Raw genomic sequence first — 23,434 nt, forward strand, 5'->3', positions numbered from 1 at the left:
GGCGCCCCAGACGATGACCATCAATGCCGCCATGATCCTAGCCGCCGGGCTCGGCACGCGCATGCGTCCGATTACCGATACCCGGCCCAAGCCGCTGGTCGAGGTGGCGGGCAAGCCGCTGATCGCCTACGGGCTTGAGGCGCTGGGAGGGCTCGGCGTCACCCGCATTGTCTGCAATGTCCATTATCTCGCGCCAATGATGGTTGATTGGCTCAAGGCCTGGCCCGAAGCTGATATCGCCATCTCCGATGAAACCGATGCCTTGCTCGATTCCGGTGGCGGCATCGTCAAGGCCTTGCCGTTGCTAGGCGGCGAACCCTTCCTGATTCTCAATGCCGATACTTTCTGGCTCGAAGAGCCCGGTGCCCGCGACGACAATCTCGCCACGCTGACCCGGCAGTTCGATCCGCACGTGATGGATATCTTGGTGATGACGGCGCGGCCTGACCAGGCCACCGGACACACCGGCGCGGGTGATTTCATGATCGATGCCGATGGTCGTCTGGCGCGCTACCGCGGCACCGGTGAGCCAGTGATCTATGCCGGTGTGCTGGTGCTTCATCCACGCGTATTCGCAAGCATTACCGAGCCCCGGTTTTCGCTCAATCGCTGCTTTGATTCAGCGATTGAAGCTGGTCGTCTGTACGGCGCACCAATGCGCGGGCATTGGCTCACCGTCGGGACGCCCGAGGCGATCGGCGAAGCCGAAACTGCGATGCGCGAGTATCTCGATGGGCAACCCTCATGACAGCATCGCCGCCCCGGATCGTGACGATTGCGCCGGGCGCGCCATTCCTGTCGGTGCTGGCCGAGCAGATCCTCTCCGGCGGTCTGGTGCCGGGCCTTGCCTACAGCGCTGATGAGCCGTTGTCGCTGGCCCGTGCCACCGTGTTCGTGCCGACCCGACGCGCGGCGCGGGTACTCCGTTCGGAGCTTACTGACCGGATCGGTGCCGGTTCGGCCATCCTGCCCGCGATCCGGGCGCTGGGCGAAACTGATGAGGACGCGGGCTTCCTCGATTCCACCGAACCCGAGACACTGGCGTTTGATCCGCCGATTCCGCAGACTGCTGCGATGCTGCGGCTGGCCGATCTGGTGCTGGCCTGGAAACAGGCATTGCCGGCCGCCGTCCGCGATCACCTCGACGGTGCACCGCTGGTGGCGCCGGCCAATCCGGCCGACGCGATCTGGCTCGGGCGCAGCCTGTTCGATCTGATCCAGGCGGTGGAAACCGAGGAGTGCAATTTCGCCGATCTTGACGGCGTCGTTGCCGATGATCTGCAGCAATGGTGGCAGCTGACACGCGAGTTTCTGTTGATTGCCCGGTCTTATTGGCCGGCGCTGCTTGCTGAAATCTCGCGCTCGAGCCCCGCGCAACATCATAACGCGATGATCGGCGTGTTCACCAAGGCGCTCGCCGCAAACGCCGCGGACCGGCCGGTGATTGTTGCCGGTTCAACCGGTACCCGGCCGTCCACCGCGCGGTTGATCGCCATGGTGGCGCGCTTGCCGCAGGGCGCCGTCGTCCTTCCCGGGCTTGATCACGCCATGCGACCCGAGCACTGGCAGCGGCTTGCCACTGCAGTCGCGACAATCCGCACGGCCGATGGCTTGGGCGCGTTCGATGTGGCCGTCCGCAGTCACCCGCAATATGGCCTGCTCAAGCTGGTCGAGAGCTGTGGTCTGGGTGTCGATCAGCTCGAAAGCATTCCGGAGATCGGTGCCCTTGATGACGACATGGCGATGCGTCGCATTGCCGTCTCCGCCGCATTGCTGCCCGCCCTCGCCACCGAGGCCTGGGGCGAAAGCGGCTTCTTGCCCGAGGCGCCGGCGCTGCTGCCGGCCTTTGCCGATGTCAGCCTGATCGAGGCCGGCAATGAGCGCGAGGAAGCCACCGCGTTGGCGGTGGCAATGCGCCGTGCGCTGGAACCGCGCACTGATAATCCCGAACCCACTGTCGCGCTGGTGACGCCGGATCGCAATCTTGCCCGCCGGGTGGTCACTGAGCTTGGCCGCTACGGCATCGACGCCAATGATTCGGGCGGCGCGCCGCTGATCAGCAGCCCCCAGGGCGGGTTGGCGCGGCTGGCGCTCCAGGCAGCCCTAGCGCCCGGCGATGCGGTGGCGATTGCCGCCCTGATCAAGCATCCGCTGGCGCGCTTCGGGCTTGACCGTCAGGCATCGATCACCGGGGCGGGTCTGGTTGAAAGCATCGCCCTTCGCGGCGGCAGCGGCCAGGCAGATATCAGCCGCCTCGAGGTTTTGCTGAGCGCACGCGATCAAGCGCGCACTGAGCGCCACGCCCCGCGCTGGCTCGCCCGTATTAGTGACCAGCAGGCCGAGCAGGCGCGCGAATTTGCTCGCCGCGTTGCCAATGCGCTGTCGCCGCTGACTTCGGTGCTGCCGGAATCCGACGCATCCGGAATGATGCCGATCGGTGATCTGGCCGGGCGGACGGCGCAGGCGCTGGAACGTATATGTGCCGATGATCAGGGTTCGCTGGAAAGCCTGTGGGGAGACGAGGCAGGTGCGGATCTCGCCAGCCTGCTGCTCGAAACCAGGGACAGCGGCTCGACTCTCGCCATGACCGGCCGCGAGTGGATCGGCGCGCTCAATGCATTGATGGGCGGCCGCATGGTCAAGCCGCATGCCGGCGGCCATCCCCGGGCGTTCATCTGGGGCGCGCTCGAAGCCCGGCTCCAGCATGTCGACACGTTGCTGCTGGGTGGGCTCAACGAAGGTGTCTGGCCGCAGACCGGGCAGGAGGACCCGTTCCTTTCCCGCTCGATGAAGGCAGCCATCGGCTTGGAACCGCCGGAGCGGCGCATCGGCCAGGCTGCCCATGATTTCCAGATGGCGATGGGCGCGCCGCAGGTGGTGCTGTCGCGCTCGTTCCGCGCCGGCAAGGCGCCGACGGTGGCTTCGCGTTGGCTGCAGCGGCTTCTGGCGGTGCTTGGCCCGGAGCCCTCGGCAGAACTTCGCGCCCGTGGTAACGCCTTGCTTGCCCATGCCCGCGATCTCGACCACGGCCCCACGACTCCACCGGCCACCCGGCCCGAACCGTGCCCGCCGGCTTCGGTTCAACCGTCAAGCTATTCCTTCTCCGAGGTTGGCCGGCTGCGCCGCGATCCCTACGCGATCTATGCTCGCCGGGTGCTCGGGCTCGATCCGCTCGATCCGTTCCTGGCCGATCCCGGTCCGCGCGAACGCGGCACGCTCTACCATGCGATTCTCGAAGCCTTCATCTCGTCGTGTGAACCCGGCGACCGCACACTGGAAACGCTGAGCCAGATTGCCGAAACCCATTTTGCCGCAGCACAACTGCCCTATCCGATTGCGCTGGTCTGGCGCATGCGGTTCGACAAGGCGGCCGCGGCGGTGGTGGCGTGGGAAGCCGAAACTGGCACTGATCTGGTTCGTTCGCTGGTCGAGGTTCGCGCCAGTCTCGAACTGCCCGACGCCGGCGTCAAACTCACCGGCATGGCCGACCGTATCGATCTGCGCACCGATGGCAGCGCCTGGCTCATTGACTACAAGACCGGCGGCACGCCCTCGCGCAAGGAAGCCCGGATTCTGCTTGATCCGCAACTGGCGCTCGAAGCCCATGCCTTGAGCCATGGCGGTTTTGCCGGTCTCGAGGCGGTTTCGCCATCGGCGCTGCTCTATCTGCGGCTGACCGGCAAGGATCCGTTTGTTGAACGCATCGATGACGACCCCGGCAAGACGGGCAAGACCGAACCGCTGACCGCCGAAGACCTAGCTGGCAGTGCGGTTGCGGAATTGACCCGGCTGGTGGTGTTGTTGCGCTCGGGCAAGCGCGGCTTTCTCTCCCGCGCCATCCCCAGAAGCGCACGCGAATATGGCGGCGACTACGATCATCTCGCCCGGGTGGCCGAATGGCAGACCGTAGTAGAGGCGGAAGGAGGCGATGGCGATGGCTGACGCCGGTGACAACAACGCCGTATCCGAAACCACGCTCAGGCAGAACCGGGCGGCAACGCCGACGCTGTCGGCTTGGGTGTCGGCCAATGCCGGTTCCGGCAAGACCCATGTGCTGGCGCGCCGGGTGATCCGGCTGTTGCTGCGCGGAGCGCGTCCGTCGTCGATCCTGTGTCTAACCTACACCAAGGCCGCTGCCGCCGAGATGTCGAACCGGGTGTTCAAGACACTGGCCGATTGGGTGCGGCTTGATGATGTGGCGCTGGCCGCAAAAATTGCCGAGCTGGAAGGCGTAGAAGCCCAAGCCGGGCAATTGATGCAGGCCCGGCGGTTGTTCGCCACCGCGTTGGAAACGCCGGGCGGTCTCAAGATCCAGACCATTCATGCATTCTGCGAAGCGGTGCTTCACCGGTTTCCGCTGGAGGCCAATATTGCCGGTCATTTCAGCGTTCTCGACGACCAGAAGGCGGCCGAATTGCTGGCCGAGGCGCGGCGGCAACTGATGTCGGCGCGCGCTTTCGATGAGGATCCCGATCTCGCCGGAGCGGTCATGGCGGCGCTTGATATCGGCGGTGAAGCCGGCTTCGACAAGCTGCTGGCAGGGCTTTATGATCGCCGCCGCGATTATCTGGCCTTTGATGCTGTCGCCGGTGATGTCACTGGTGCCGAAATCCTGATTAGATCGGCGCTCGGGTTGGCGCCGGATGAGGATGAAGCCGCGGTCATTAGCAAGGCCTGGCCGCTTGCGGCGTTGCCGATCGATTATGTCCGGGCATTGTCGGATTTCGCCGAAACCGCAGAATCGGCGACAAAAGCCTATAATCTCGCCTATGGCCTGCTCACAGCCGGCTCCGAACCTGATCCGGCTGCGCGACTTGATCTGCTCAAGCAGGTGTTTCTGACCAAGGCCGGGGCACCCGCCAAACTCGGCACCGTGATGACGGCGTCGGTCGCGGGCAGCTTCCCTGATCTGGCTGACCGGGTGGTTGAGGCACAGGCGCAGGTGATCACCGTGATCGACCGTCTGGCGCGGCTCAAGGCGCTGACGGCGTCGCTGACCGCCTATCGGTTGGCGCGGCGCTATATTGGCGGGTTCGAGGCGCTCAAGACCCGGCAGGCCTTGCTTGATTATGACGATCTGATCGCTGCGACCGAGGCGCTGCTGTCAAAAAGCGGTGCCAGCGCATGGGTTCACTACAAGCTTGATCAGGGTATCGACCACGTGCTGGTCGACGAGGCACAGGACACTGCACCCTTGCAGTGGAATGTGATCGGCCAATTGTCCGAGGAATTCTTCGCCGGCGAGGGAGCGCGCCCGGCAACGCGTACGCTGTTTGCCGTGGGCGACGAAAAGCAGTCGATCTATTCGTTCCAGGGCGCGCGGCCCGAACGCTTTGCCCAGGAGCGCAAGCGCGTCGCGGATCGGGCACGCTCCGCCGCCATCGATTTTGAGCAGGTGGCCCTCCGGGTCTCGTTCCGGTCCTGCAACGAAGTGCTCAAGCTGGTTGATCATGTGTTTGCCCATGCCGACGCCAAACGCGGCATGGGGGATCCGGATGAGCCGGTGATCCACGAAACCGCCCGTGGCCGCGCCCCCGGTCTGGTCGAATTATGGCCGATGATCGCCCGAGAGCCATCGGACAGCGACGAGGACTGGACTGCGGCATTCGACGAGGTGCCCGAAACCGCCCCGTCGGCGCAACTGGCGCGCCGCATCACATCGGTGCTCGACCAATGGGTCGGCCGCGAGATGATCGAGGATCAGAAGACCGGGAAATTGCGGCTGATCACGCCGGGCGACATTCTGGTGCTGGTGCGCAAGCGTGACGGTTTTGTGCCCACCCTGCTGCGCACGCTCAAGGCCAGCACCGATATTCCGGTGGCCGGCGCCGACCGCCTGCGGCTGACAGATCATATCGCCGTGCAGGATCTGATCGCGCTTGGTCGGTATACGCTGCTGGCCGATGATGATCTCTCGCTCGCAGCCCTGATCAAGAGCCCGTTGCTGGGGCTCGATGAAGACGCCCTGTATGAATTGACCGCCGACCGGCCCAAGACCATGTCGGTATCGGCACGGCTCAGGCAACTGGCCGGGTCTGACCCGCGGTTTACTACTGCCCGCGACAGGCTTGATCACTGGGTTGTTGCCGCTTCGCAGCTGCCGCCGCATGATTTTTACGCCGCCGTGCTCGGACCCGATGGCGGCCGCCGCGCCTATCTCTCAAGGCTCGGCCACGAGGTTGGCGACGTGCTCGACGAGTTTCTGGGTCTTGCGCTCGATCACGAACTGGCCGGGCTGCCGGGCCTGCAGGCGTTTCTGGCGATGCTGGAAAATGATGCGCCGGAGATTAAGCGCGAAATGGACGGCCAGTCCGGCGCGGTGCGAATCATGACGGTGCACGCCGCCAAGGGGCTGGAGGCGCCGGTAGTGTTTCTGGTCGATTCCGGTGGCGAGGCGTTTCAGCACAGCCACCAGCCGCGGCTGTGCCTGCTTCCGGCGCAAGCGGGCGCTTCCGCTCCGGCGGTTCCGGTGTGGTTGCCCGACAAGACCCACGAGAGCGAGGCCACCGAACCGGTACGCGCCGCTCTTCGCGCGCAGGCCGAGGAGGAATACCGGCGGCTGATGTATGTCGGGCTCACCCGCGCCGCCGACCGGCTGGTGGTGTGCGGCTATCGCGGCCTGCGCGAGGTCAAGACCGCGACCTGGCATTCGATGGTCGCCGAAGGGCTGGCTCATACTGATGATGGTGATTTTGTCGTCTCGGAAGTCGAGCGCCAGACCGATAGCGGGCCTTTTTCAGTCCTCAGGTTGCAAAAACCGGACCGGGGACGCCGCCGAAGCAAGTCCCGAGCAGGATCAGGCAAAGCCCCTCGCGCCGGTGCTGGAGATTCCATCTACGCCCTTGCCGCCACCGTTGCGCCTGCCCCGGCCATTGGCGCCATCGGGCGTCAGCGCCGTGCTCGAAGACAGCGCCGAGGTGACGACGCGGTCACCGTTTGCCGACCAACCCGCCCATTCTGGCCTGGCGCTGGCGCGCGGTAGCCTGATCCACCGTCTCTTGCAGGTGTTGCCGTCGATTGCGGCCGATGAACGACAGGCTGCGCTCAGACGCTATCTTGCCCGCGCATTGCCGGGCCCGGATCGCACGGAGGCCGGTCTGATCGAAGCCCAGATTCTGGCCGTGATTGGCGACCCGCGTTTTTCCCCGGTGTTCGATGCACCGGGCGAAGCCGAGGTCTCGGTGATGGGTACCCTGCGCATCGGCGGCGAGGACCGCGCGGTCTCCGGCCGCATCGACCGTATCGCGGTGAGCGATGACCGGGTGCTGATCATTGACTACAAGACCGGTCTGGCGCCTGCGCCCGGTGAGCCAGCACCGCAGGGGCACGTGGCGCAATTGGCGATCTATCGCGCGCTTCTGGCGCCGCTTTATCCGGATCGGCGGATTGACGCTGCACTGGTCTATGTCTCGGCTCCGCGTCTGGTCGAAATCGAGGCCGCAACGCTCGATGCCGCGATGGCCCGGCTGCAGGGCTGGCAACCGGGTGGCTCTGCAAAACAGGTCTAGATTCTGTGCTGAATGGTCAAATTTACCCCATTCATGGGGTCTGTCGCAGATAGAGCCCCCGCGCCCTATGATCACGGCTCGGTGATGGCGCGCGAAAAGCCTTGAATACCCATGGCCGAATCATCACATTATGGCCAGCCACAGCATTGGACGGAACGACCGAGTCGGTTATCCGGAAAGCCTGATGCGCAGATTTAACACGCAAGAGCTGCCTGTTTGCATCTGGTTCGATGCGCAGCGCCCTGAAGCAGTCACCAAAGGAGTGCCCAGCATGGCAACCATGAAAGTAGACGCCACCAATTTTCAGAGCGAAGTGCTCGAATCCACTGTTCCGGTTGTCGTCGACTTCTGGGCCGAATGGTGCGGCCCGTGCAAGATGATCGCGCCCAGCCTTGAGGAAATTTCCAACGAAATGGGCGACAAGGTAAAGGTCGTCAAGCTCAACATCGACGAGAATCCTGAGCTTGCTTCGCAGTTCGGCGTCCGCTCAATCCCGACGCTGGCAATGTTCAAGGGCGGTGCAGTCGCCGACATCAAGGTTGGCGCTTCGCCGAAGACCGCGCTGTCGAACTGGATTTCCAGCGCCGTCGCGTAAATTCTTCGCGCCACAATAATTATGTCAAAACCCGCCCGGGCAACCGGGCGGGTTTTTTATGCGCGGGATACGGATGTAATTCTCAATCCGGCGGGGTGCCGTTTTGTCTCAGAACGTCGCCCAGCAAATAGAGCGAGCCACCGATCAGGATCCGCGGCGGTGGTTCCAGCCGATTGGTGGTGGTGCAGATGGCGGAAATCGCGGTTTCCACGTCATCGGCAGCTTCCGCGGTCAGTCCGGCCTCGTCGGCGATGTCGGCCAGAACTTCCGGGTCAAGTCCAGCTTCTGAATCCGGCACAGGAATCGTAAACACGTGCCGGACCATGCCGGCGAAGGCGTGGAAATAGCCAATTGGATCCTTGGTGTTGATCATTCCGGTGATCAAATACAGCGGCCGGGGGTCACGTTCCTCGAGATTGGCCATGGCTTCGGCGATGACCCGCCCGGCGCCGGGGTTGTGGCCGCCGTCGATCCAGATTTCGAGCCCGTCCATGGCGTCCTGGGCAATCAGCCCCGGAGCCAGCCGTTCCAACCGTCCCGGCCAGGTGACATTGGTCAGCCCTGCGGCAATCGCCTGTTCATCTAGGACAAAGCCGGCCGCCTTCAACGCGCGGATCGCCGCCGCTGCATTGGCCTGCTGGTGCCGGCCGGCAAGTCTCGGTAGCGGCAGGTCGATGAGTTCCTCCTCATCCTGATAGACCAGCCGGCCGTTTTCCTCATGCGCGAAGAAATCCTGCCCAAACAGATTGAGCGGACAGCGAAGCCGTGCGGCGATACCGGTCAGCACCTCGCGCGCTGCCTCTTCCGGTTGTGCGCCGATCACCACCGGCACCGCGGGCTTGAGAATGCCGGCCTTTTCAGCGGCGATCAGTTCCACCCGGTCGCCCAGATAGGCCTGGTGATCGAGCGAAATCGACATGATCACCGCCACTGCCGGCCGTTCGATCACATTGGTGGCGTCAAACCGGCCGCCGAGGCCCACCTCGATGATGGCGGCATCCGCAGGGTGTTCGGAAAACAGCACGAACATCACCGCCGTCAGGATCTCGAACACGGTGATCATTTCGCCCTGATTGGCGACTGCCACCCGCCGCACCGCATCGGCCAGTACTTCGTCATCGGCAAGCCGGCCGCCACCCTCTGCGCCGAGGCGAAACCGCTCGTGCCAGTTGACCAAGTGTGGCGAGGTATGGACATGCACCTTCAGCCCCTGCGCCTCCAGGATTGCCCGGCAGAATGCGCTGGTTGAACCCTTGCCGTTGGTGCCGGCAATGTGGATGATCGGTGGCAGCCTGTGGTGCGGATTGCCGAGCCGCTCGAGCAGCCGCGTGATCCGCCCGAGCGACAGGTCGAAGCCCTTCGGATGCAGCGCCAGCAGTGCGTTGATTTCCCGTTCGGCCGCCGACGTCACCGGTTCTCGTGTTGTCATTGTGGCGTATTCCTGTTGCCGCCGCCTTTGAGCGTCAGCCCTATTGTGCGGCTTCCGCAGGTTCGTCGGCGGCGATCTCGGCTGTTGCCGCTTCGTCGTCCGGTTGAGCGGGAAGTTCCACCGGTGCGGGAGCGTCCATCTTCAGGAAAATCCGCAGCAGCCGTGAAATCATTTCCGGCAGGTCGTGACGGTGCACCACCATGTCGATCATGCCGTGGTCGAGCAGGTATTCCGACGTCTGGAAGCCTTCGGGCAGCTTTTCACGAATGGTCTGTTCGATCACCCGTTTGCCGGCAAAGCAGATTTCCGCGCCGGGTTCGGCCAGATGCACGTCGCCGAGCATCGCATAGGAGGCTGAAACGCCGCCGGTGGTCGGGTTGGTCAGCACCACGATATAGGGCAGCCCGGCTTCCTTGAGCATCTCCACCGCCACCGTGGTGCGCGGCAATTGCATCAGCGACAGGATGCCTTCCTGCATCCGCGCGCCGCCCGAGGCCGGGAACATCACCAAGGGGCAGTTGCGGGCTATGGCTGCTTCGAACGCCTGGATGATGGCTTCGCCGGCGGCGATGCCGAGCGAACCGCCCATGAAGGCAAAATCATGCACGCAGGCGACGATATCGACCCCGCGCACCGCGCCATGGGCGGCAACCACTGAATCCTCGAGCCCGGTCTTGGTGCGGCTGTCTTTCAGACGGTCGGCATATTTCTTCGAATCCCGGAATTTCAGCGGATCCTGCGGCACTTTCGGTGATGGCAGTACCTCGTATTGGCTGCCGCCAAAAATGTGTCTCAGCCGCGCTTCGGCCGACATTTTCATGTGGTAGCCGGAGGCGGGAATGACGAAATGGTTTTCTTCCAGATCGCTGTGAAACACCATTTCCCCGGTTTCGGGGCACTTGATCCACAGATTCTCCGGCACCTCGCGGCGGCCGAGCATCGAGTTGATCTTTGGCCTGACGTAATTTGTGATCCAGTTCACGGGGTCATCTCCGAATTCTCCACCAATGTGGGGGTGCTATTGCGCCGGCGCAAGACGTGCGGCACGCACGCCGGTCGCCAGTCCGCGGACCATGGTGGCGACGCTTTCGACGGTATCGGCGGTGGCCGCACCGTTGGCGTCAAGTGTGTTGGCGATCTGGTTGACGATGGCAGTGCCGACCACCACGCCATCAGCCGACTGGCCGATGACACGTGCCTGCTCGGCGGTTTTGACGCCGAAACCGACACAGACCGGCAGGTCGGTATGGCTCTTGATCCGTTCGACCGCAAGGTTGACTTTGGACGTATCGGCGATCGCCGATCCGGTGATCCCGGTCATCGAGACATAATAGACAAAGCCCGAGGTGTTGCTCAGCACCCGTGGCAACCGCTTGTCATCGGTGGTTGGTGTCGCCAGCCGGATGAAGTTGAGCCCGGCCTTGAGCGCCGGCAGGCACAGTTCCTCGTCCATTTCCGGCGGCAGGTCGACCACGATAAGCCCGTCGATACCGGCCTCACGTGCATCAACCAGGAATTTCTCGACGCCATAGATATAGATCGGGTTGTAATAGCCCATCAGCACGATTGGCGTTTCGTTGTCGGTCTTGCGGAAATCGCGCGCCAGATCCAGCGTCCGCTTCAGTGACTGCCCGGCCTTGAGCGCCCGCTGTCCGGCCATCTGGATTGCCGGCCCGTCGGCCATCGGGTCGGAGAACGGCATCCCCAGCTCGATCACATCGGAGCCCGCACCCGGCAGCGCCTGCATAATCTTCAGCGATGTGTCGTAATCCGGATCTCCGCCCATGAAATAGGTCACCAGCGCCGGCCGATCCTCGGCCTTGAGTTTTTCAAAACGGGTGTCGATGCGAGTGGTCATTCAGCTTGTCCGATCTTGGGGTGGTCGAAGCGCGCGCCGTCATTCCAGGCGTTGACGTCGTTGCCGTGCCGCGGAATGCCGCCCGCGTCCTTGAGCATACGGGCCATATGCATCAGGTTCCAGGTCATGAAGGTGGTGTTGCGCTTGGTAAAGTCGTTGTCATAGCCGGCGCCATCGTCGCCATAGGACTTGCCCGGCCCGACTTCACCGATCCAGCCGCAATCGGCCTGCGGCGGAATCGTGTAGCCGACATGCTGCATGGCATACAGGCAGGTCATCGAGGCATGCTTGACGCCGTCCTCGTTGCCGGTGATCACGCAGCCGCCGGTCTTGCCGTAATAGATATACTGGCCGCGGTCATTACGCTGGCCGGAATGGGCATAGAGCCGTTCGATGATCACCCGGCACAGCGAGGATTCCTCGCCCAGCCACAACGGTGTGCCGACCACCAGAATGTCGGCATCGCGCACTTTCGGCCAGAAAATCTCCGGCCAGTCGTCGCGGTCAGCTCCGTGCTCGCGCATGTCGGGCTGCACGCCGAAAGCGATATGATGGTCCGCGGCACGCAAATAGTCGACCTGCACGCCATTGGTTTGCATGATCGCCATCGAATTGCGCATCAGCCGTTCGGTGTGGCTTTCGCCCTGCGCGGTGCTCTTCAGCGTGGTGTTGATGAAAAGTGCCTTCAGATCGGAATATTCAACCATGCTCAGAGCTCCATTCCGAGGATCTTGCCGACGGTGAAGATGTCCTTGTCGCCGCGGCCGCACAGATTCATGACGATGATCTGATCCTTGCCCATTTTCGGAGCGCGCTTGATCACCTCGGCCAGCGCGTGCGCGGGCTCCAGTGCTGGGATGATGCCTTCAAGCCGGGTCAACAGCTGAAACGCTTCAAGCGCCTCGGTATCCATGATCGGCACATAATCGACCCGGCCGGCTTCCTTCAGCCATGAATGCTCGGGCCCGATGCCGGGATAATCGAGGCCGGCCGAGATCGAGTGGCCTTCCTTGATCTGGCCGTCGCCATCCTGCAGCAGATAGGTGCGGTTGCCATGCAGCACGCCTGGTGAGCCGAGGGTAAGCGAGGCGCAATGTTCTTCGCCGTTCAGCCCCTTGCCGCCAGCCTCGACGCCGACAATCTGCACATCCTTGTCGTCAAGGAACGGGTGAAACAGGCCGATCGCGTTGGAGCCGCCGCCGACAGCTGCAACCAGCATGTCCGGCAACCGGCCTTCGGCAGACATCATCTGTTCACGGGTTTCCTCGCCGATCACCGACTGGAAGGTGCGCACCATTTCCGGATAGGGGTGCGGGCCCGCCGCGGTGCCGATCAGGTAATAGGTGTCGTCGACATTGGTGACCCAGTCGCGAAGCGCCTCGTTCATCGAATCTTTCAGCGTGCCATGGCCGGATGTAACCGAATGGACCTTGGCGCCAAGCAGTTTCATCCGGAACACGTTGGGCGCCTGCCGCTGTACATCGGTGGCGCCCATATAGACTTCGCACGGATAGCCGAAACGTGCCGCCACAGTGGCTGTGGCGACACCGTGCTGGCCGGCGCCGGTTTCGGCGATGATCCGAGTCTTGCCCATGCGTTTGGCCAACAGGATCTGGCCGATGCAATTGTTGATCTTGTGCGAGCCGGTGTGGTTGAGCTCGTCGCGCTTGAAATAGATCTTGGCGCCGCCCAGATGCTCGGTCAGCCGCTCGGCAAAATACAGCGGCGAGGGCCGTCCGACATAATGGGAGTTGAGATAGTCGAGCTCGGCGCGGAAGGCCGGGTCAGCTTTTGCCTTGGCCCATTCCTCTTCCAGTTCGAGGATCAGCGGCATCAGTGTTTCGGCAACGAAACGACCGCCAAAAATACCGAACATGCCCTGTTCATCAGGGCCGGTGCGGAATGAATTCGGGGTGGTTGGCTGGTTCACTTCACGTACTCCTGAGACCGAATTTTGTCCGCATCGCGAACCGCCTGGACGAAGCCGTCCATCATAGAGAGATCCTTGATGCCCGGTGCGCTTTCAACGCCCGACGAAACATCGACGCCCGGCGCGCCGCTGATCGCCAGCGCCTCGCCAATATTGTCTTTTGTCAGCCCACCGGAAAGCATGTAACTAGCGGCCTCGTCAAGCTTGGCAAGCAGACGCCAGTCGAAGCTGACGCCGTTGCCGCCGGGCAGATCGGATCCCTTCGGCGGCTTGGCGTCGAATAAAAACCGGTCGGCAATGCCCTGGTAGGGAGCGATCCGCGCAAGGTCTGCGGCCTCGCGGATGGCAAATGCCTTCATCACCGGCAGGCCGAACCGCGCTTTCAGTTCCGCGGCGCGCTCGGGGCTTTCGCCACCATGCAGTTGCAGCCAGTCGGGCTTCATTTGCGCGACGATCTCGTCAAGGCCGGAATCGTCCATGTCGACTGTGACCGCGACCGTTTTCAGGCCCCGGCGCCGTGCCTGCTGGGCAAGGCCGGCGGCGGTGGAGACGGTGACATGGCGCGGGCTCTTTTCGAAGAAAATGAAACCCGCCATATCAGCGCCCAATTCGGCCGCGCGATCCACCGCTTCGGGCGTGCTCAGGCCGCAAATCTTGATCATCGCTTTCATGCGGCTGAACTCGCACAAAACCATGGCGGAGTCGAGACGGGCATGCATCAAAGCCGCGACCAAGACCGCTCCGGCAACGGAAACATTCAGCCTGCAAAACTGCCGCCGGATTAGAACTTCACCGCAAACAGGCGCGAACCATTCTGCTTGAGCCAGCGCTTGCCCTCATCGGTGCGCGGGCAGAGCCTTTTGCAGGTCGCCCAGAAATTGGGTCCGTGGTTCATTTCCGCCAGATGCGCCACCTCGTGGGCGGCCAGATAATCGATGACGAAGTCCGGCGCCATGGCGATCCGCCAGGAAAACGACAGGTTGCCCTCCGACGTGCACGATCCCCAGCGGCTCTTGGTATCCTTGTAGGAAATCGACCGCACCTTCTTGCCAAGATCTGCCGCATGGCCGGCCACCAGAACCTCGAGCTCGGCCCGTGCCACCCGCTTGAGGTGATCCGACACACGCCGGCCGGCATGTTCCGGGTTGCCCGAAACCAGCAGTACCGGCTCGCCGTCGATCTCGGTTACTTCTGCCAGCCCGCGCAATTTGCCTGTCATTTCGATCCGGTGCACGACCCCGCGAATGGTGATCTTGCCGATCTCGGCGAGCGGTCCGGTATCAGGAACCCGGGCAAGCCGCGTCATCAGCCAGCCGTGATGGCGGGTCAGGAACGCGTCAATCTCGGGGCTTGGCAAACCGGGCGGAATGGTCAGCTTCAAGGCATGCCCGCCGGGCTCTATCCGCAGTGTCATGCGGGTGGCGCGGGCGTGTTCACGGATCGTCAGCGGTAACTCACGGCCATTGACGCTCACGGCTTGTGGCCGTGGCGCGGGCGATCTGCGGGTGGGGCGGCCTAATCCGAACATGGTTTCTCATAACCGATTCGAGCGTTTTGAGAGCGACAATTAGCACGGCAAAGCGTCCGGGCTGCAGCAGCCACGGCTTGCATGATAGTGTACCGGCCAAATAGCATTGAATCAAAAAGGGCGGCGCGATGGGCGCCGCCCTCCAGGGAGGTCATGTTGCGGCCGTTCAGCCGTCGATTTCAGGGACCGAGCGGCCCTTCTTGGCCTTGTTCTGGCTGGCCTTGCGGTCGGCCATGAACTGCTCGAACTCGGTGCGGTCACGGGCCATGCGAAGGTCGCGCATGTGCTGGTCGAATTCCTGGCGCATTTCATCGAGCTTCTTGCGTTCTTCATCAAGCCGCGCCATCTCGGCGTCGCGCCATTCGTCAAAAGCCACGTTGCCGGTGCTCGTGCGCGGCGCATGGGTGCTCCTGCGGAACGAGCAGGCGAAGCCGTCTGCGGCGCGGTTGACATCGGACTTGAACGTATCAAGCCGGTCACCAAACAGGATGTAAGCCAGCATGGCCAGACCCAGCGGCCAGAAAACCATGAACCCCAGGATCATCAGGGCGATGGTTGCCGGCGTCCACGCCGGGCGGATCATTGCGGTCTGTGTCATCGGTGAAAACCTCATCATTTGAAGGAAAGCGGGGGCGTTTTCCTGTGTAAATGATGTGGTATGGGTCGACCGCCGATTCAAGAAAATGCCCGCAGTAATCCGATAACCTGTTGGTATAAAACAAGATTATCGGATAACTAAAATGCGGTTGATTTTCATTTTCAGTGGCTGCGGCCACCCTTGACGAGCTTCGGCGCAGTCTTCGAACTACGGTCCGCACGGGCGTTGGCGCGGGCGAATTCGATGATTCGCGGGGCGATCTCGGCACGGAAGCGCGAGCCGTTGAACACGCCGTAATGACCGACCTTCGGCTGCACGTAATGCTGCCGCATGGCGTCGGGAATGTTGGGGCAGATGGTCTGTGCCGCTTCGGTCTGGCCAAGTCCGGAAATATCGTCGTTCTCGCCTTCGACCGTCTGCAGCGCTACCGAACGGATCGCCGTAGTGTCGATCTTGCGACCGCGGTGCATCATTTCGCCCTTGGGCAGCGAATGCTTGATGAACACCGTATCGACGGTCTGTAGATAGAATTCGGCGGTCAGATCCATCACCGCGAGATATTCGTCGTAAAAATCGCGATGCCGCTCGGCCGAATCGCCGTCATCCTTGACCAGGTGCAGGTAGAAATCCTTCTGCGCGATCATGTGGCGGTCAAGATTCATGGTCATGAAGCCCGACAATTGCAGGAACCCCGGATAAACCGAGCGGGTAAAGGCCGGCAGCGGCCACGGGATCTGCATGATCACATTGTCGGCAAACCATTCCAGCGGCTTGGCCTGCGCCAGTTCGTTGACGCCGGTCGGATTGATGCGGGTGTCGATCGGTCCGCCCATCAGCGTCATTGATGAAGGCGCGAACTTGTCGCCGTCTTCTTCCATCAATGCCACGGCAGCCAGAACCGGAACCGATGGCTGGCAGACGGCGATCACATGGGTTTCGGGCCCAAGTTCATGCAGCATCTCGATGATGTAATCGACATAATCGTCGAGGTCGAAGCGACCGTCGCTGACGGGTACCATGCGTGCGTCGGTCCAGTCGGTGACATAGACCTCGGCATCGGGCAGCAATGTTTCCACCGTACCGCGCAACAATGTCGCGTAATGGCCCGACATCGGCGCTACGACCAAAATCTTAGGGTCTTGCGGGTGGTTGGCGGGCAGGCAGCGTTCGAAGTGAATGAGGTTGCAGAACGGTTTCGACCAGACGATTTTCTCATGCACAGAGACCGGGCCGGATTTCAGCGTGGTCTGTTCAAGGCCGAATTCGGGCTTGCCGTAACGGCGCGTGGTTCGTTCGAACATTTCGAAACCGGCGGCCACGGAGCGTCCAAAGGAGGTGTGCGACATCGGGTTGACGGGGTTGCGGAAAGTCATCCGCATCGCATCGGCGTAAGCTCGCATCGGCGCCAGAGCCGCATGGTTGAGCTCGTACATCTGGTAGAACATGAAGTGTTGTCCCTTTTGCTGGCCGACCCGGCTGTGGGCGCTTGCCATCTTACGTTGCTTTAGCTTGCGGCAGTCTGGCGTGGTGCACCGCGAAAGCAGGGGCGGAGCGTAGCACGGTTTTGCTGCATGGCAACAACGCCCCCGTGGTAAACCGTCAGCCCATTCGACCAATGGATGAGATAGGTTCATCGTTTCATGGGTTTACGCTCTGCCGCAATGCGGCAGAAAACACGTTTACGGCGCTCAGCAACGCGTGCGGTGCGGTAAAACGGGGTCAAGTTTGACTGTTTGAGTGATGAACCTGCCGATTGCGGCCGCTGCGGCCGCGTCTGCCTGCCACCTATTGGCGCGGCAAAACTGGCCTTGATATCCGACGCAAGGCCCGGCTTCCGCGCCGCGCATCCGATTGGAAGCGCAAACGACACTGGCTCTCTTTTTCTTCCGAGGATTGCCGCCATCGGGCTGTGATCATCGCCCATTGCGCAAACGAGTTCACGCTGCGGAGTGTATTCTGATCAATCGACAAAGTTCGGGAATGTGGCCGCTATCAGCACAGCATGATCTGCATTTTCTTGACCGCGGCATCAAACTCCGGAACGAAGCTTTCCAGCATCTCCAGCGTCATCCGCACGGTCGGCCCATGACAGGCGAGTGCCGCCAGGAACCGCCCTTCGCTGTCGAGCACCGGAACGGCAATGGCGATCATGCCGTCCATGAATTCCTCATCATCGAAGGCGAATCCGCGCTTGCTCACCAATGAAAGCTCGCGCAGCAGATCGTCGGGATCGGTGATGGTGTTCGCCGTCTTGCGATCAAGTGTCAGCGCCTGGGCATAGGCCTTGCGCTTGCGGGCATCCAGGCTCGCCAGAAACACCTTGCCGCTGGCCGTGCAATGGAACGGCACATGCGTGCCGATTGGCAACAGCACACGGAACGCCCAGTCGGTCTCGACCCGGTCGAGATAATTCATGCCATCGTCTTCGGGGACGACATAATTGACGGTCTCCCGGATTTTCGACGCCAGCTCCAGAAGGATCTGCCGGCGCAGAATGTGGTCACGCGAGGAATGCAACAGCCCGGCGCCGATTGTCCGGGACCGCCGTGCCGGCCGCAACCGCTTGCCACCGGGTTCGTAGAGCAGAAATCCTTCCGCAACCATGGTCGCGCAAAGCCGATGGATGGTCTGCTTGGGAAGCCCGATCGACTGGTTTATTTCGGTCGGTGTCAAAGGTTCGGCAGCCTTGCCGATGGCTTCCAGAATGAGCAGCGTACGCAGATTTGTAGCAATGCGATCTTCGGAATTAGGCACGTTGTCTCCGAGGTCAGAAGTTCACTTACAGCATCTGCAAGGCCTATCGCGGTATGCGATATAGAGTGCGGCATGAATACGATAATATGTCGTCTTGAACGGTTGGTATGCCTTCTGTGTCGGCCAGCTTTCCCGATGCCGAGGCGTTTGGCACTGTTACTTGTGCGCGGGCCACTCGAACAGTCGGGTCAAACAATCCGGATGCCGAATCACTTGCTCGGGCAATCGGGAACTGCATGTAGGAGCCCTGGTTGCAGATTGCCACCCCCGGCCGGTATGCGCAGCAAACCACCGGCTGGTGCATCCCGCATTGGCAAACCCGGCAGGGATTTCCCGGTGGGCGATCCGGCCGGGCTCGAATCTGGCGCTGTGACGCAGCCAAACTGGCTCTAGAGCACATCGGGCCAGTTGTGGTTTCTGGATCGCAACAAGGAGGAATGTCTCATGCCCAAGATGACCACCGAGGAAGCGTTCGTCAAAGTTCTGCAGATGCATGGAATCGAACATGCATTCGGCATCATCGGCTCGGCCATGATGCCGGTGTCGGATCTCTTCCCGCAGGCCGGAATCACCTTCTGGGACTGCGCTCATGAAACCAATGCCGGGCTGATGTGCGATGGTTTCATCCGTTCCACCGGCAAGATGGCGATGGCGATTGCCCAGAACGGACCCGGTGTCACCGGCTTTGTCACCCCGGTCAAGACCGCCTACTGGAATCACACGCCGATGCTGCTGATTACCCCACAGGCGGCCAACAAGACCATCGGTCAGGGCGGCTTTCAGGAAATGGAGCAGATGCGGCTGTTTGCCGATTGCGTCTGCTACCAGGAAGAAGTGCGTGACCCGTCGCGCATGCCCGAAGTGCTCAACCGGGTAATCATGAAGGCCTCGCGCGGTTCGGCCCCGGCGCAGATGAATGTGCCACGCGACATGTGGACGCAAGTTATCGATGTCGAACTGCCGCAGGTGGTCCGCTTCGAACGCCCCTCCGGCGGTGAACGGGCCATTGCCCAGGCCGCTGAACTGCTCTCGAAAGCCAAATTTCCCGTGATTCTTTCGGGCGCCGGCGTGGTGCTGTCTGGCGCCATCCCTCACGTTGTCGCACTGGCCGACCGCCTTGATGCGCCGGTCTGCTCGAATTACCAGCACAATGACAGCTTTCCCGGCTCGCACCCGCTTGCCGTCGGACCGCTGGGCTACAATGGCTCGAAGGCGGCGATGGAACTGATTGCGAGGGCAGATGTGGTGCTGGCGCTCGGCACCAGGCTCAACCCGTTCTCGACCTTGCCGGGCTATGGTATCGATTACTGGCCAAAAGACGCCGAAGTGATCCAGGTGGACATCAACGCCGACCGCATCGGACTGACCAAGAAGGTCAGCGTCGGCATTGAAGGTGATGCCGCCAAGGTCGCTCGTTCCATTCTCGACCAGCTTGCCGACAATGCCGGAGATTCCGGCCGCGAAGACCGCCGCAATCTGGTATCGCTGACCAAGTCCCGTTGGGCCCAGGAACTCTCCTCGCTCGATCACGAGGATGACGATCCCGGCACGGTCTGGAACGAGGAGGCCCGTGCCCGTGACGCCGATCTGATGTCGCCGCGCCAAGCCTGGCGGGCGATCCAGTCGGCACTGCCGCGCGATGCGATCATTTCGTCCGACATCGGCAATAATTGCGCCATTGGCAACGCCTATCCGACTTTTGAACAGGGGCGCAAATACCTTGCGCCCGGCCTGTTCGGCCCCTGCGGTTACGGGTTTCCGTCGATCCTCGGCGCCAAGATCGGCCAACCCGATGTTCCGGTCGTGGGCTTTTCCGGCGACGGGGCTTTCGGGATTTCCATGAACGAGATGACCGCCTGCGGCCGCGACGCGTGGCCGGCAATCACCATGGTGATCTTCCGCAATTACCAGTGGGGCGCGGAAAAGCGCAATACGACGCTGTGGTATGCCGACAATTTCGTCGGCACCGAACTTGACCGCGACACTTCCTATGCGGCGATCGCCGAGGCCTGCGGCGCCCGCGGTGTCGTCGTCAGCGACCAGCAGGGCCTGACTGAAGAACTGCAGAAGGCGGTGGAGCTGCAGATGAAAGATGGGGAAACCACCTTCATCGAGGTTCTGCTCAACCAGGAACTCGGCGAGCCGTTCCGCCGTGACGCAATGAAGAAGCCGAATGTGGTGGCCGGCATCAGCCGCGATGACATGCAGCCACAACCGGGCGCGTCATAAAAGCTCGAGGCGTAAGTCGGCGGGACCATGCTTGGTCAGGTATGCCGGAAACCGTCAATCGTCTCGGCGATGATGGTGATGCCGGCATCTATCTTGGCGCTTTCGATTGACGAATAAGCGATGCGATAATAGCGGCTTCCGTCTTCTGGGTATTCGAAGAATACATGGCCGGGCTCGATCAGCACGCCGCGCTGCTTGAGTGCCGCCGCCAGATCTTGCGCGTCGATAGGCGCCGGGGTCTTCATCCAGAAGCTGGAGCCGCCCGAAACGTCGACGCCGGCGGTCTGCAGGCCACAGCGAGCAATCGCCGTCTGCATGACCTCGCGGCGCTGGCGGTAGACCTGGCCCATGCGCGCCACCAGCGCGTCGTAATGGCCAAGCGACAAAAAATTGGCGGTGGTTCGCTGCAGATGGCCTGGCGGATGTCTGAGGATCGCCGCGCGCAATGCCCTTGCTTCGTGGATGAAGGTTTCCGATCCGACCATGTAGCCAAGTCGCAACCCCGGAAACAGCGACTTCGAGAACGAGCCGACATAGATCACCCGGCCTTCCTCATCGAGTGACTTGAGCGCCGGCTCCGGCGGATTGAGAAACGACATCTCGAATTCATAGTCGTCCTCGACGATCAGGAAATCATGCCGTGCCGCCATCTCCAGGAGCGCGTGCCGCCGTTCCAGCGGCATGGTGACATTGGTGGGGCAATGATGGCTTGGTGCGGTGAAAACAACGTCGGTTTCCCCCGGCAGCGCGTCAAGCTGCATACCGTCCTTGTCGACCGGCACCGACACGACATTGCAGCGCGCCAGGTTGAGCGCCACCCGAAGCCCGGGATAACCGGGGTTTTCCATCGCCGCCGTGCGCCGTTGATTGAGCAGCACCTGGGCGCTAAGCCACAGCGCGTTCTGCGCGCCCATGGTGATCAGGATCTGTTCCGGCCGGGCGTGAATGCCGCGTCGCGGCAGCGTGTTGAGCGCAATATATTTGACCAGTTCCGGGTCGTCGCGCTCGTAACTGTCGGCGGTAACGATGGAAAATTCGCGCTTGCCCAGCGCCTGCATGGCGCATTGCCGCCAGTTGCTGTGGTCAAAAATTTTCTCGTCTGCCTGACCGTAGATGAACGGGTAAGGGTAGGTGCGCCAGTCGACTGGCTTTTCCGGCATTATTTGATTGGAATAGCGCTGCCCGATTGCCCGGTTCCAGTCGACCGAATCCCTGCCCGCCGTCTTTGGCAGGTCGAACCGGGTGCGCTGCGGCGCGGTCGGCGAGACGTAGTAACCTGACCGTCCCTTGGCGATCAGATAGTCGTCGGAGACAAGTTCGCTATAGGCCAGCGTCACCGTAATCCGGCTGACCCCGAGGTGCGCCGCCAGCTTGCGGCTTGACGGCAGTTTGGCGCCGGGCGGAAAGCGCGCGGACAGCACACCCTCGCTGATCATCCTCTGGATTTTCTGTTGCAGTGTCCCCTCGAATTTCGGATCGAGGAAAAATGTGTCTATCGGAATCGACATTTGGATATCTGGCCAGTTCGGGCCAGCATATCGGTAGCGTGGACGGATAGGAAGGGACGGCACGCTCGTCGGGTGCCGTCCCTTCTTTCCGATCATTCCTGCAACTATCCGAACACCCGTGTGAGTGCCTGATCGATGCTGTCGGTGATCTGGTCAATGTCGGATGCCGTGGCGATCAGCGCCGGGCTCAGGCACAAGGTGTTGTTGAAGCCAGGCAGTGACCGGTTGGTGGCGCCGATGATGACACCTTGCGCCATGCAATCGGCCACCACTGCCTGAACTCTTTTCTCCTCCGCCGGCGTGCGACTGTGGCGGTCCTCGACCAGTTCGGCGCCGACAAACAGCCCCTTGCCGCGAACCTCGCCGATTACCGCGTGCTTTTCCTGAAGCGCCAGCAGGTTGTCAAACAGCCGATGGCCCATCGCCTGGGTGTTGTCGATCAGCTTCTCGTCTTCGATGATGCGCATATTTTCCAGCGCCGCCGCCGGTCCGGCCGCGCAGCCGCCGAAGGTCGAGATATCGCGGAAATAGGACATCGGGTCGCCCGCGTCGTCCTTGAACTGCTCGAACACCGCTTCCGTCGTCACTGTACAGGAAATCGCCGCATAGCCCGAGGCGACGCCCTTGGCCATGGTCACGAAATCGGGCTTGATGCCGTAATGCTGATAGCCGAACCAGGCGCCGGTGCGGCCGACACCGCAGACCACTTCATCGATATGCAGCAGAATATTGTATTTGCGGCAGATCTCCTGCACCCGCTCCCAGTAGCCGGCGGGCGGAGTGATGACGCCGCCACCGGCGGTGATCGGCTCCAGACACAAGCCGCCTACGGTATCGGGGCCTTCGCGCAGGATCACCTCCTCGATCGCGTTGGCTGCGGCCTCGCCATAGCTTTCGGCGTCCGGGTACTGGCTGCGGTATTCAAGACAATGCGGCACCATCACGAAACCGGGCGCCAGGGGTCCGTATTGTTCCACCCGTTGTGGCTGCCCACCGGCCGACAGCGCGGCCAGCGTGGTGCCGTGATAATCCCGGTCACGGTAGAGGATCTTGTATTTCTTGCCGCCATGATGCCGATGCGAGATCTGCCGGATCATCTTGAAGGCCTTCTCGTTGGCCTCTGATCCGGAGTTCGAGTAATAGACCCGGCTCATGCCCGGCATTTTTTCGATGAGTTTCTTGGCGAACAGCGCGCCGGGAATCGAGCCGGCGCTGTTGGCGAAATAATTCATCTTGATCAGCTGGTCGCGCACCGCGTTGGCGATGCTCTCGCGGCCATAGCCGACATTGACCGTCCAGACCCCACCCGATACCGCGTCGAGGTGTTCCTTGCCGGTGGCGTCCCAGACCCGCATGCCGCGCCCCTCGACCATGATTCTGGGATCGATCGCCTCGAACGGTTTGTGCTGGATCAAATGATGCCAGACATGGGCCCGGTCGGCGTCGATGACGGCCTGGATGTCATTGGCTTGGATGGACAGGTTCATGATCGGGCTC

General features: G+C 62.1%; 18 protein-coding genes. 6 read left to right on the forward strand and 12 right to left on the reverse strand.

Features of this window, described 5'->3' with window-relative positions; translation table 11 throughout:
• The first annotated feature begins 13 nt into the window (after positions 1-13).
• The 5 genes from OEG84_RS15615 to trxA all read left to right on the forward strand — a co-directional run bounded on the left by OEG84_RS15615 (position 14) and on the right by trxA (position 8,103).
• Positions 14-748, forward strand: a complete 735-nt coding sequence (locus tag OEG84_RS15615) for a nucleotidyltransferase family protein (RefSeq protein ID WP_267654604.1) — start codon at positions 14-16, stop codon at positions 746-748.
• Positions 745-3,942, forward strand: a complete 3,198-nt coding sequence (gene addB, locus OEG84_RS15620; RefSeq protein WP_267654605.1) for a double-strand break repair protein AddB — start codon at positions 745-747, stop codon at positions 3,940-3,942. The genes OEG84_RS15615 and addB overlap by 4 nt, the downstream gene beginning before the upstream one ends.
• Complete coding sequence (gene addA / locus OEG84_RS15625) at positions 3,935-6,982, forward strand: double-strand break repair helicase AddA (RefSeq protein ID WP_267654606.1); 3,048 nt, start codon at positions 3,935-3,937, stop codon at positions 6,980-6,982. Before addB ends, addA begins: the two co-directional genes overlap by 8 nt.
• A complete protein-coding gene (locus tag OEG84_RS15630; protein WP_267654607.1) occupies positions 6,897-7,508 on the forward strand; it encodes a PD-(D/E)XK nuclease family protein in 612 nt (203 codons plus the stop codon). The genes addA and OEG84_RS15630 overlap by 86 nt, the downstream gene beginning before the upstream one ends.
• Before the next feature lie 271 nt (positions 7,509-7,779).
• Positions 7,780-8,103 carry a thioredoxin gene (gene trxA / locus OEG84_RS15635; RefSeq protein WP_267654608.1) on the forward strand — a complete coding sequence of 108 codons (324 nt, stop codon included), beginning with the start codon at positions 7,780-7,782 and terminating at the stop codon, positions 8,101-8,103.
• An 82-nt stretch (positions 8,104-8,185) separates the two neighbouring features.
• Here trxA and OEG84_RS15640 read toward each other — a convergent pair whose 3' ends face one another.
• From OEG84_RS15640 to OEG84_RS15685, 10 genes are all read right to left on the reverse strand, one after another.
• On the reverse strand, positions 8,186-9,532 hold the full coding sequence (locus OEG84_RS15640; RefSeq protein WP_267654609.1) for a bifunctional folylpolyglutamate synthase/dihydrofolate synthase: 1,347 nt from the start codon (positions 9,530-9,532) through the stop codon (positions 8,186-8,188).
• A gap of 40 nt (positions 9,533-9,572) precedes the next feature.
• A complete protein-coding gene (gene accD, locus OEG84_RS15645) occupies positions 9,573-10,514 on the reverse strand; it encodes an acetyl-CoA carboxylase, carboxyltransferase subunit beta (protein WP_267654610.1) in 942 nt (313 codons plus the stop codon).
• Positions 10,515-10,550: 36 nt separating this feature from the next.
• The gene (gene trpA, locus OEG84_RS15650; RefSeq protein WP_267654611.1) at positions 10,551-11,390 is read right to left on the reverse strand and encodes a tryptophan synthase subunit alpha; all 840 of its coding nucleotides are present in this window, start codon (positions 11,388-11,390) and stop codon (positions 10,551-10,553) included.
• Positions 11,387-12,097, reverse strand: coding sequence for a flavodoxin family protein (locus OEG84_RS15655; RefSeq protein ID WP_267654612.1), 711 nt, complete (start codon positions 12,095-12,097; stop codon positions 11,387-11,389). The genes trpA and OEG84_RS15655 overlap by 4 nt, the downstream gene beginning before the upstream one ends.
• 2 nt (positions 12,098-12,099) lie before the next feature.
• The gene (trpB, locus tag OEG84_RS15660; protein ID WP_267654613.1) at positions 12,100-13,320 is read right to left on the reverse strand and encodes a tryptophan synthase subunit beta; all 1,221 of its coding nucleotides are present in this window, start codon (positions 13,318-13,320) and stop codon (positions 12,100-12,102) included.
• Positions 13,317-13,991 (reverse strand): phosphoribosylanthranilate isomerase, encoded by a 675-nt coding sequence (locus tag OEG84_RS15665; RefSeq protein WP_267654614.1) that lies wholly within the window; start codon positions 13,989-13,991, stop codon positions 13,317-13,319. The genes trpB and OEG84_RS15665 overlap by 4 nt, the downstream gene beginning before the upstream one ends.
• 110 nt (positions 13,992-14,101) lie before the next feature.
• Complete coding sequence (locus tag OEG84_RS15670; protein WP_267654615.1) at positions 14,102-14,848, reverse strand: M48 family metallopeptidase; 747 nt, start codon at positions 14,846-14,848, stop codon at positions 14,102-14,104.
• Positions 14,849-15,014: 166 nt separating this feature from the next.
• Complete coding sequence (locus OEG84_RS15675; protein ID WP_267654616.1) at positions 15,015-15,446, reverse strand: DUF2852 domain-containing protein; 432 nt, start codon at positions 15,444-15,446, stop codon at positions 15,015-15,017.
• Positions 15,447-15,607: 161 nt separating this feature from the next.
• Complete coding sequence (locus OEG84_RS15680; RefSeq protein ID WP_267656209.1) at positions 15,608-16,891, reverse strand: polyhydroxyalkanoate depolymerase; 1,284 nt, start codon at positions 16,889-16,891, stop codon at positions 15,608-15,610.
• A gap of 547 nt (positions 16,892-17,438) precedes the next feature.
• Positions 17,439-18,200 (reverse strand): IclR family transcriptional regulator, encoded by a 762-nt coding sequence (locus OEG84_RS15685; protein ID WP_267654617.1) that lies wholly within the window; start codon positions 18,198-18,200, stop codon positions 17,439-17,441.
• 444 nt (positions 18,201-18,644) lie between these two features.
• On the opposite strand from OEG84_RS15685, the gene xsc reads away from it, so the two are divergent.
• Positions 18,645-20,429 carry a sulfoacetaldehyde acetyltransferase gene (xsc, locus tag OEG84_RS15690; protein ID WP_267654618.1) on the forward strand — a complete coding sequence of 595 codons (1,785 nt, stop codon included), beginning with the start codon at positions 18,645-18,647 and terminating at the stop codon, positions 20,427-20,429.
• Between the two features lie 35 nt (positions 20,430-20,464).
• Here the strand turns inward: xsc and pdxR are convergent, their stop codons facing one another.
• Both pdxR and OEG84_RS15700 read right to left on the reverse strand, forming a co-directional pair.
• Positions 20,465-21,937, reverse strand: coding sequence for a MocR-like pyridoxine biosynthesis transcription factor PdxR (pdxR, locus tag OEG84_RS15695; protein WP_267654619.1), 1,473 nt, complete (start codon positions 21,935-21,937; stop codon positions 20,465-20,467).
• A gap of 104 nt (positions 21,938-22,041) precedes the next feature.
• The gene (locus OEG84_RS15700) at positions 22,042-23,424 is read right to left on the reverse strand and encodes an aminotransferase family protein (RefSeq protein WP_267654620.1); all 1,383 of its coding nucleotides are present in this window, start codon (positions 23,422-23,424) and stop codon (positions 22,042-22,044) included.
• Positions 23,425-23,434 lie beyond the last annotated feature (10 nt).

The sequence above is a fragment of the Hoeflea algicola genome (assembly GCF_026619415.1).
Lineage (GTDB): Bacteria > Pseudomonadota > Alphaproteobacteria > Rhizobiales > Rhizobiaceae > Hoeflea > Hoeflea algicola.

What these genes read in the sequence shown, in the direction of transcription:
- OEG84_RS15615 (WP_267654604.1), top strand. Translation starts at nt 14, where the DNA reads ATGACCATCAATGCCGCCATGATCCTAGCCGCCGGGCTCGGCACGCGC.
- addB (WP_267654605.1), top strand. Translation starts at nt 745, where the DNA reads ATGACAGCATCGCCGCCCCGGATCGTGACGATTGCGCCGGGCGCGCCA.
- addA (WP_267654606.1), top strand. Translation starts at nt 3,935, where the DNA reads ATGGCTGACGCCGGTGACAACAACGCCGTATCCGAAACCACGCTCAGG.
- trxA (WP_267654608.1), top strand. Translation starts at nt 7,780, where the DNA reads ATGGCAACCATGAAAGTAGACGCCACCAATTTTCAGAGCGAAGTGCTC.
- OEG84_RS15640 (WP_267654609.1), bottom strand. Translation starts at nt 9,532, where the DNA reads ATGACAACACGAGAACCGGTGACGTCGGCGGCCGAACGGGAAATCAAC.
- trpA (WP_267654611.1), bottom strand. Translation starts at nt 11,390, where the DNA reads ATGACCACTCGCATCGACACCCGTTTTGAAAAACTCAAGGCCGAGGAT.
- OEG84_RS15655 (WP_267654612.1), bottom strand. Translation starts at nt 12,097, where the DNA reads ATGGTTGAATATTCCGATCTGAAGGCACTTTTCATCAACACCACGCTG.
- OEG84_RS15665 (WP_267654614.1), bottom strand. Translation starts at nt 13,991, where the DNA reads ATGAAAGCGATGATCAAGATTTGCGGCCTGAGCACGCCCGAAGCGGTG.
- OEG84_RS15670 (WP_267654615.1), bottom strand. Translation starts at nt 14,848, where the DNA reads ATGTTCGGATTAGGCCGCCCCACCCGCAGATCGCCCGCGCCACGGCCA.
- OEG84_RS15675 (WP_267654616.1), bottom strand. Translation starts at nt 15,446, where the DNA reads ATGACACAGACCGCAATGATCCGCCCGGCGTGGACGCCGGCAACCATC.
- OEG84_RS15680 (WP_267656209.1), bottom strand. Translation starts at nt 16,891, where the DNA reads ATGTTCTACCAGATGTACGAGCTCAACCATGCGGCTCTGGCGCCGATG.
- xsc (WP_267654618.1), top strand. Translation starts at nt 18,645, where the DNA reads ATGCCCAAGATGACCACCGAGGAAGCGTTCGTCAAAGTTCTGCAGATG.
- pdxR (WP_267654619.1), bottom strand. Translation starts at nt 21,937, where the DNA reads ATGTCGATTCCGATAGACACATTTTTCCTCGATCCGAAATTCGAGGGG.
- OEG84_RS15700 (WP_267654620.1), bottom strand. Translation starts at nt 23,424, where the DNA reads ATGAACCTGTCCATCCAAGCCAATGACATCCAGGCCGTCATCGACGCC.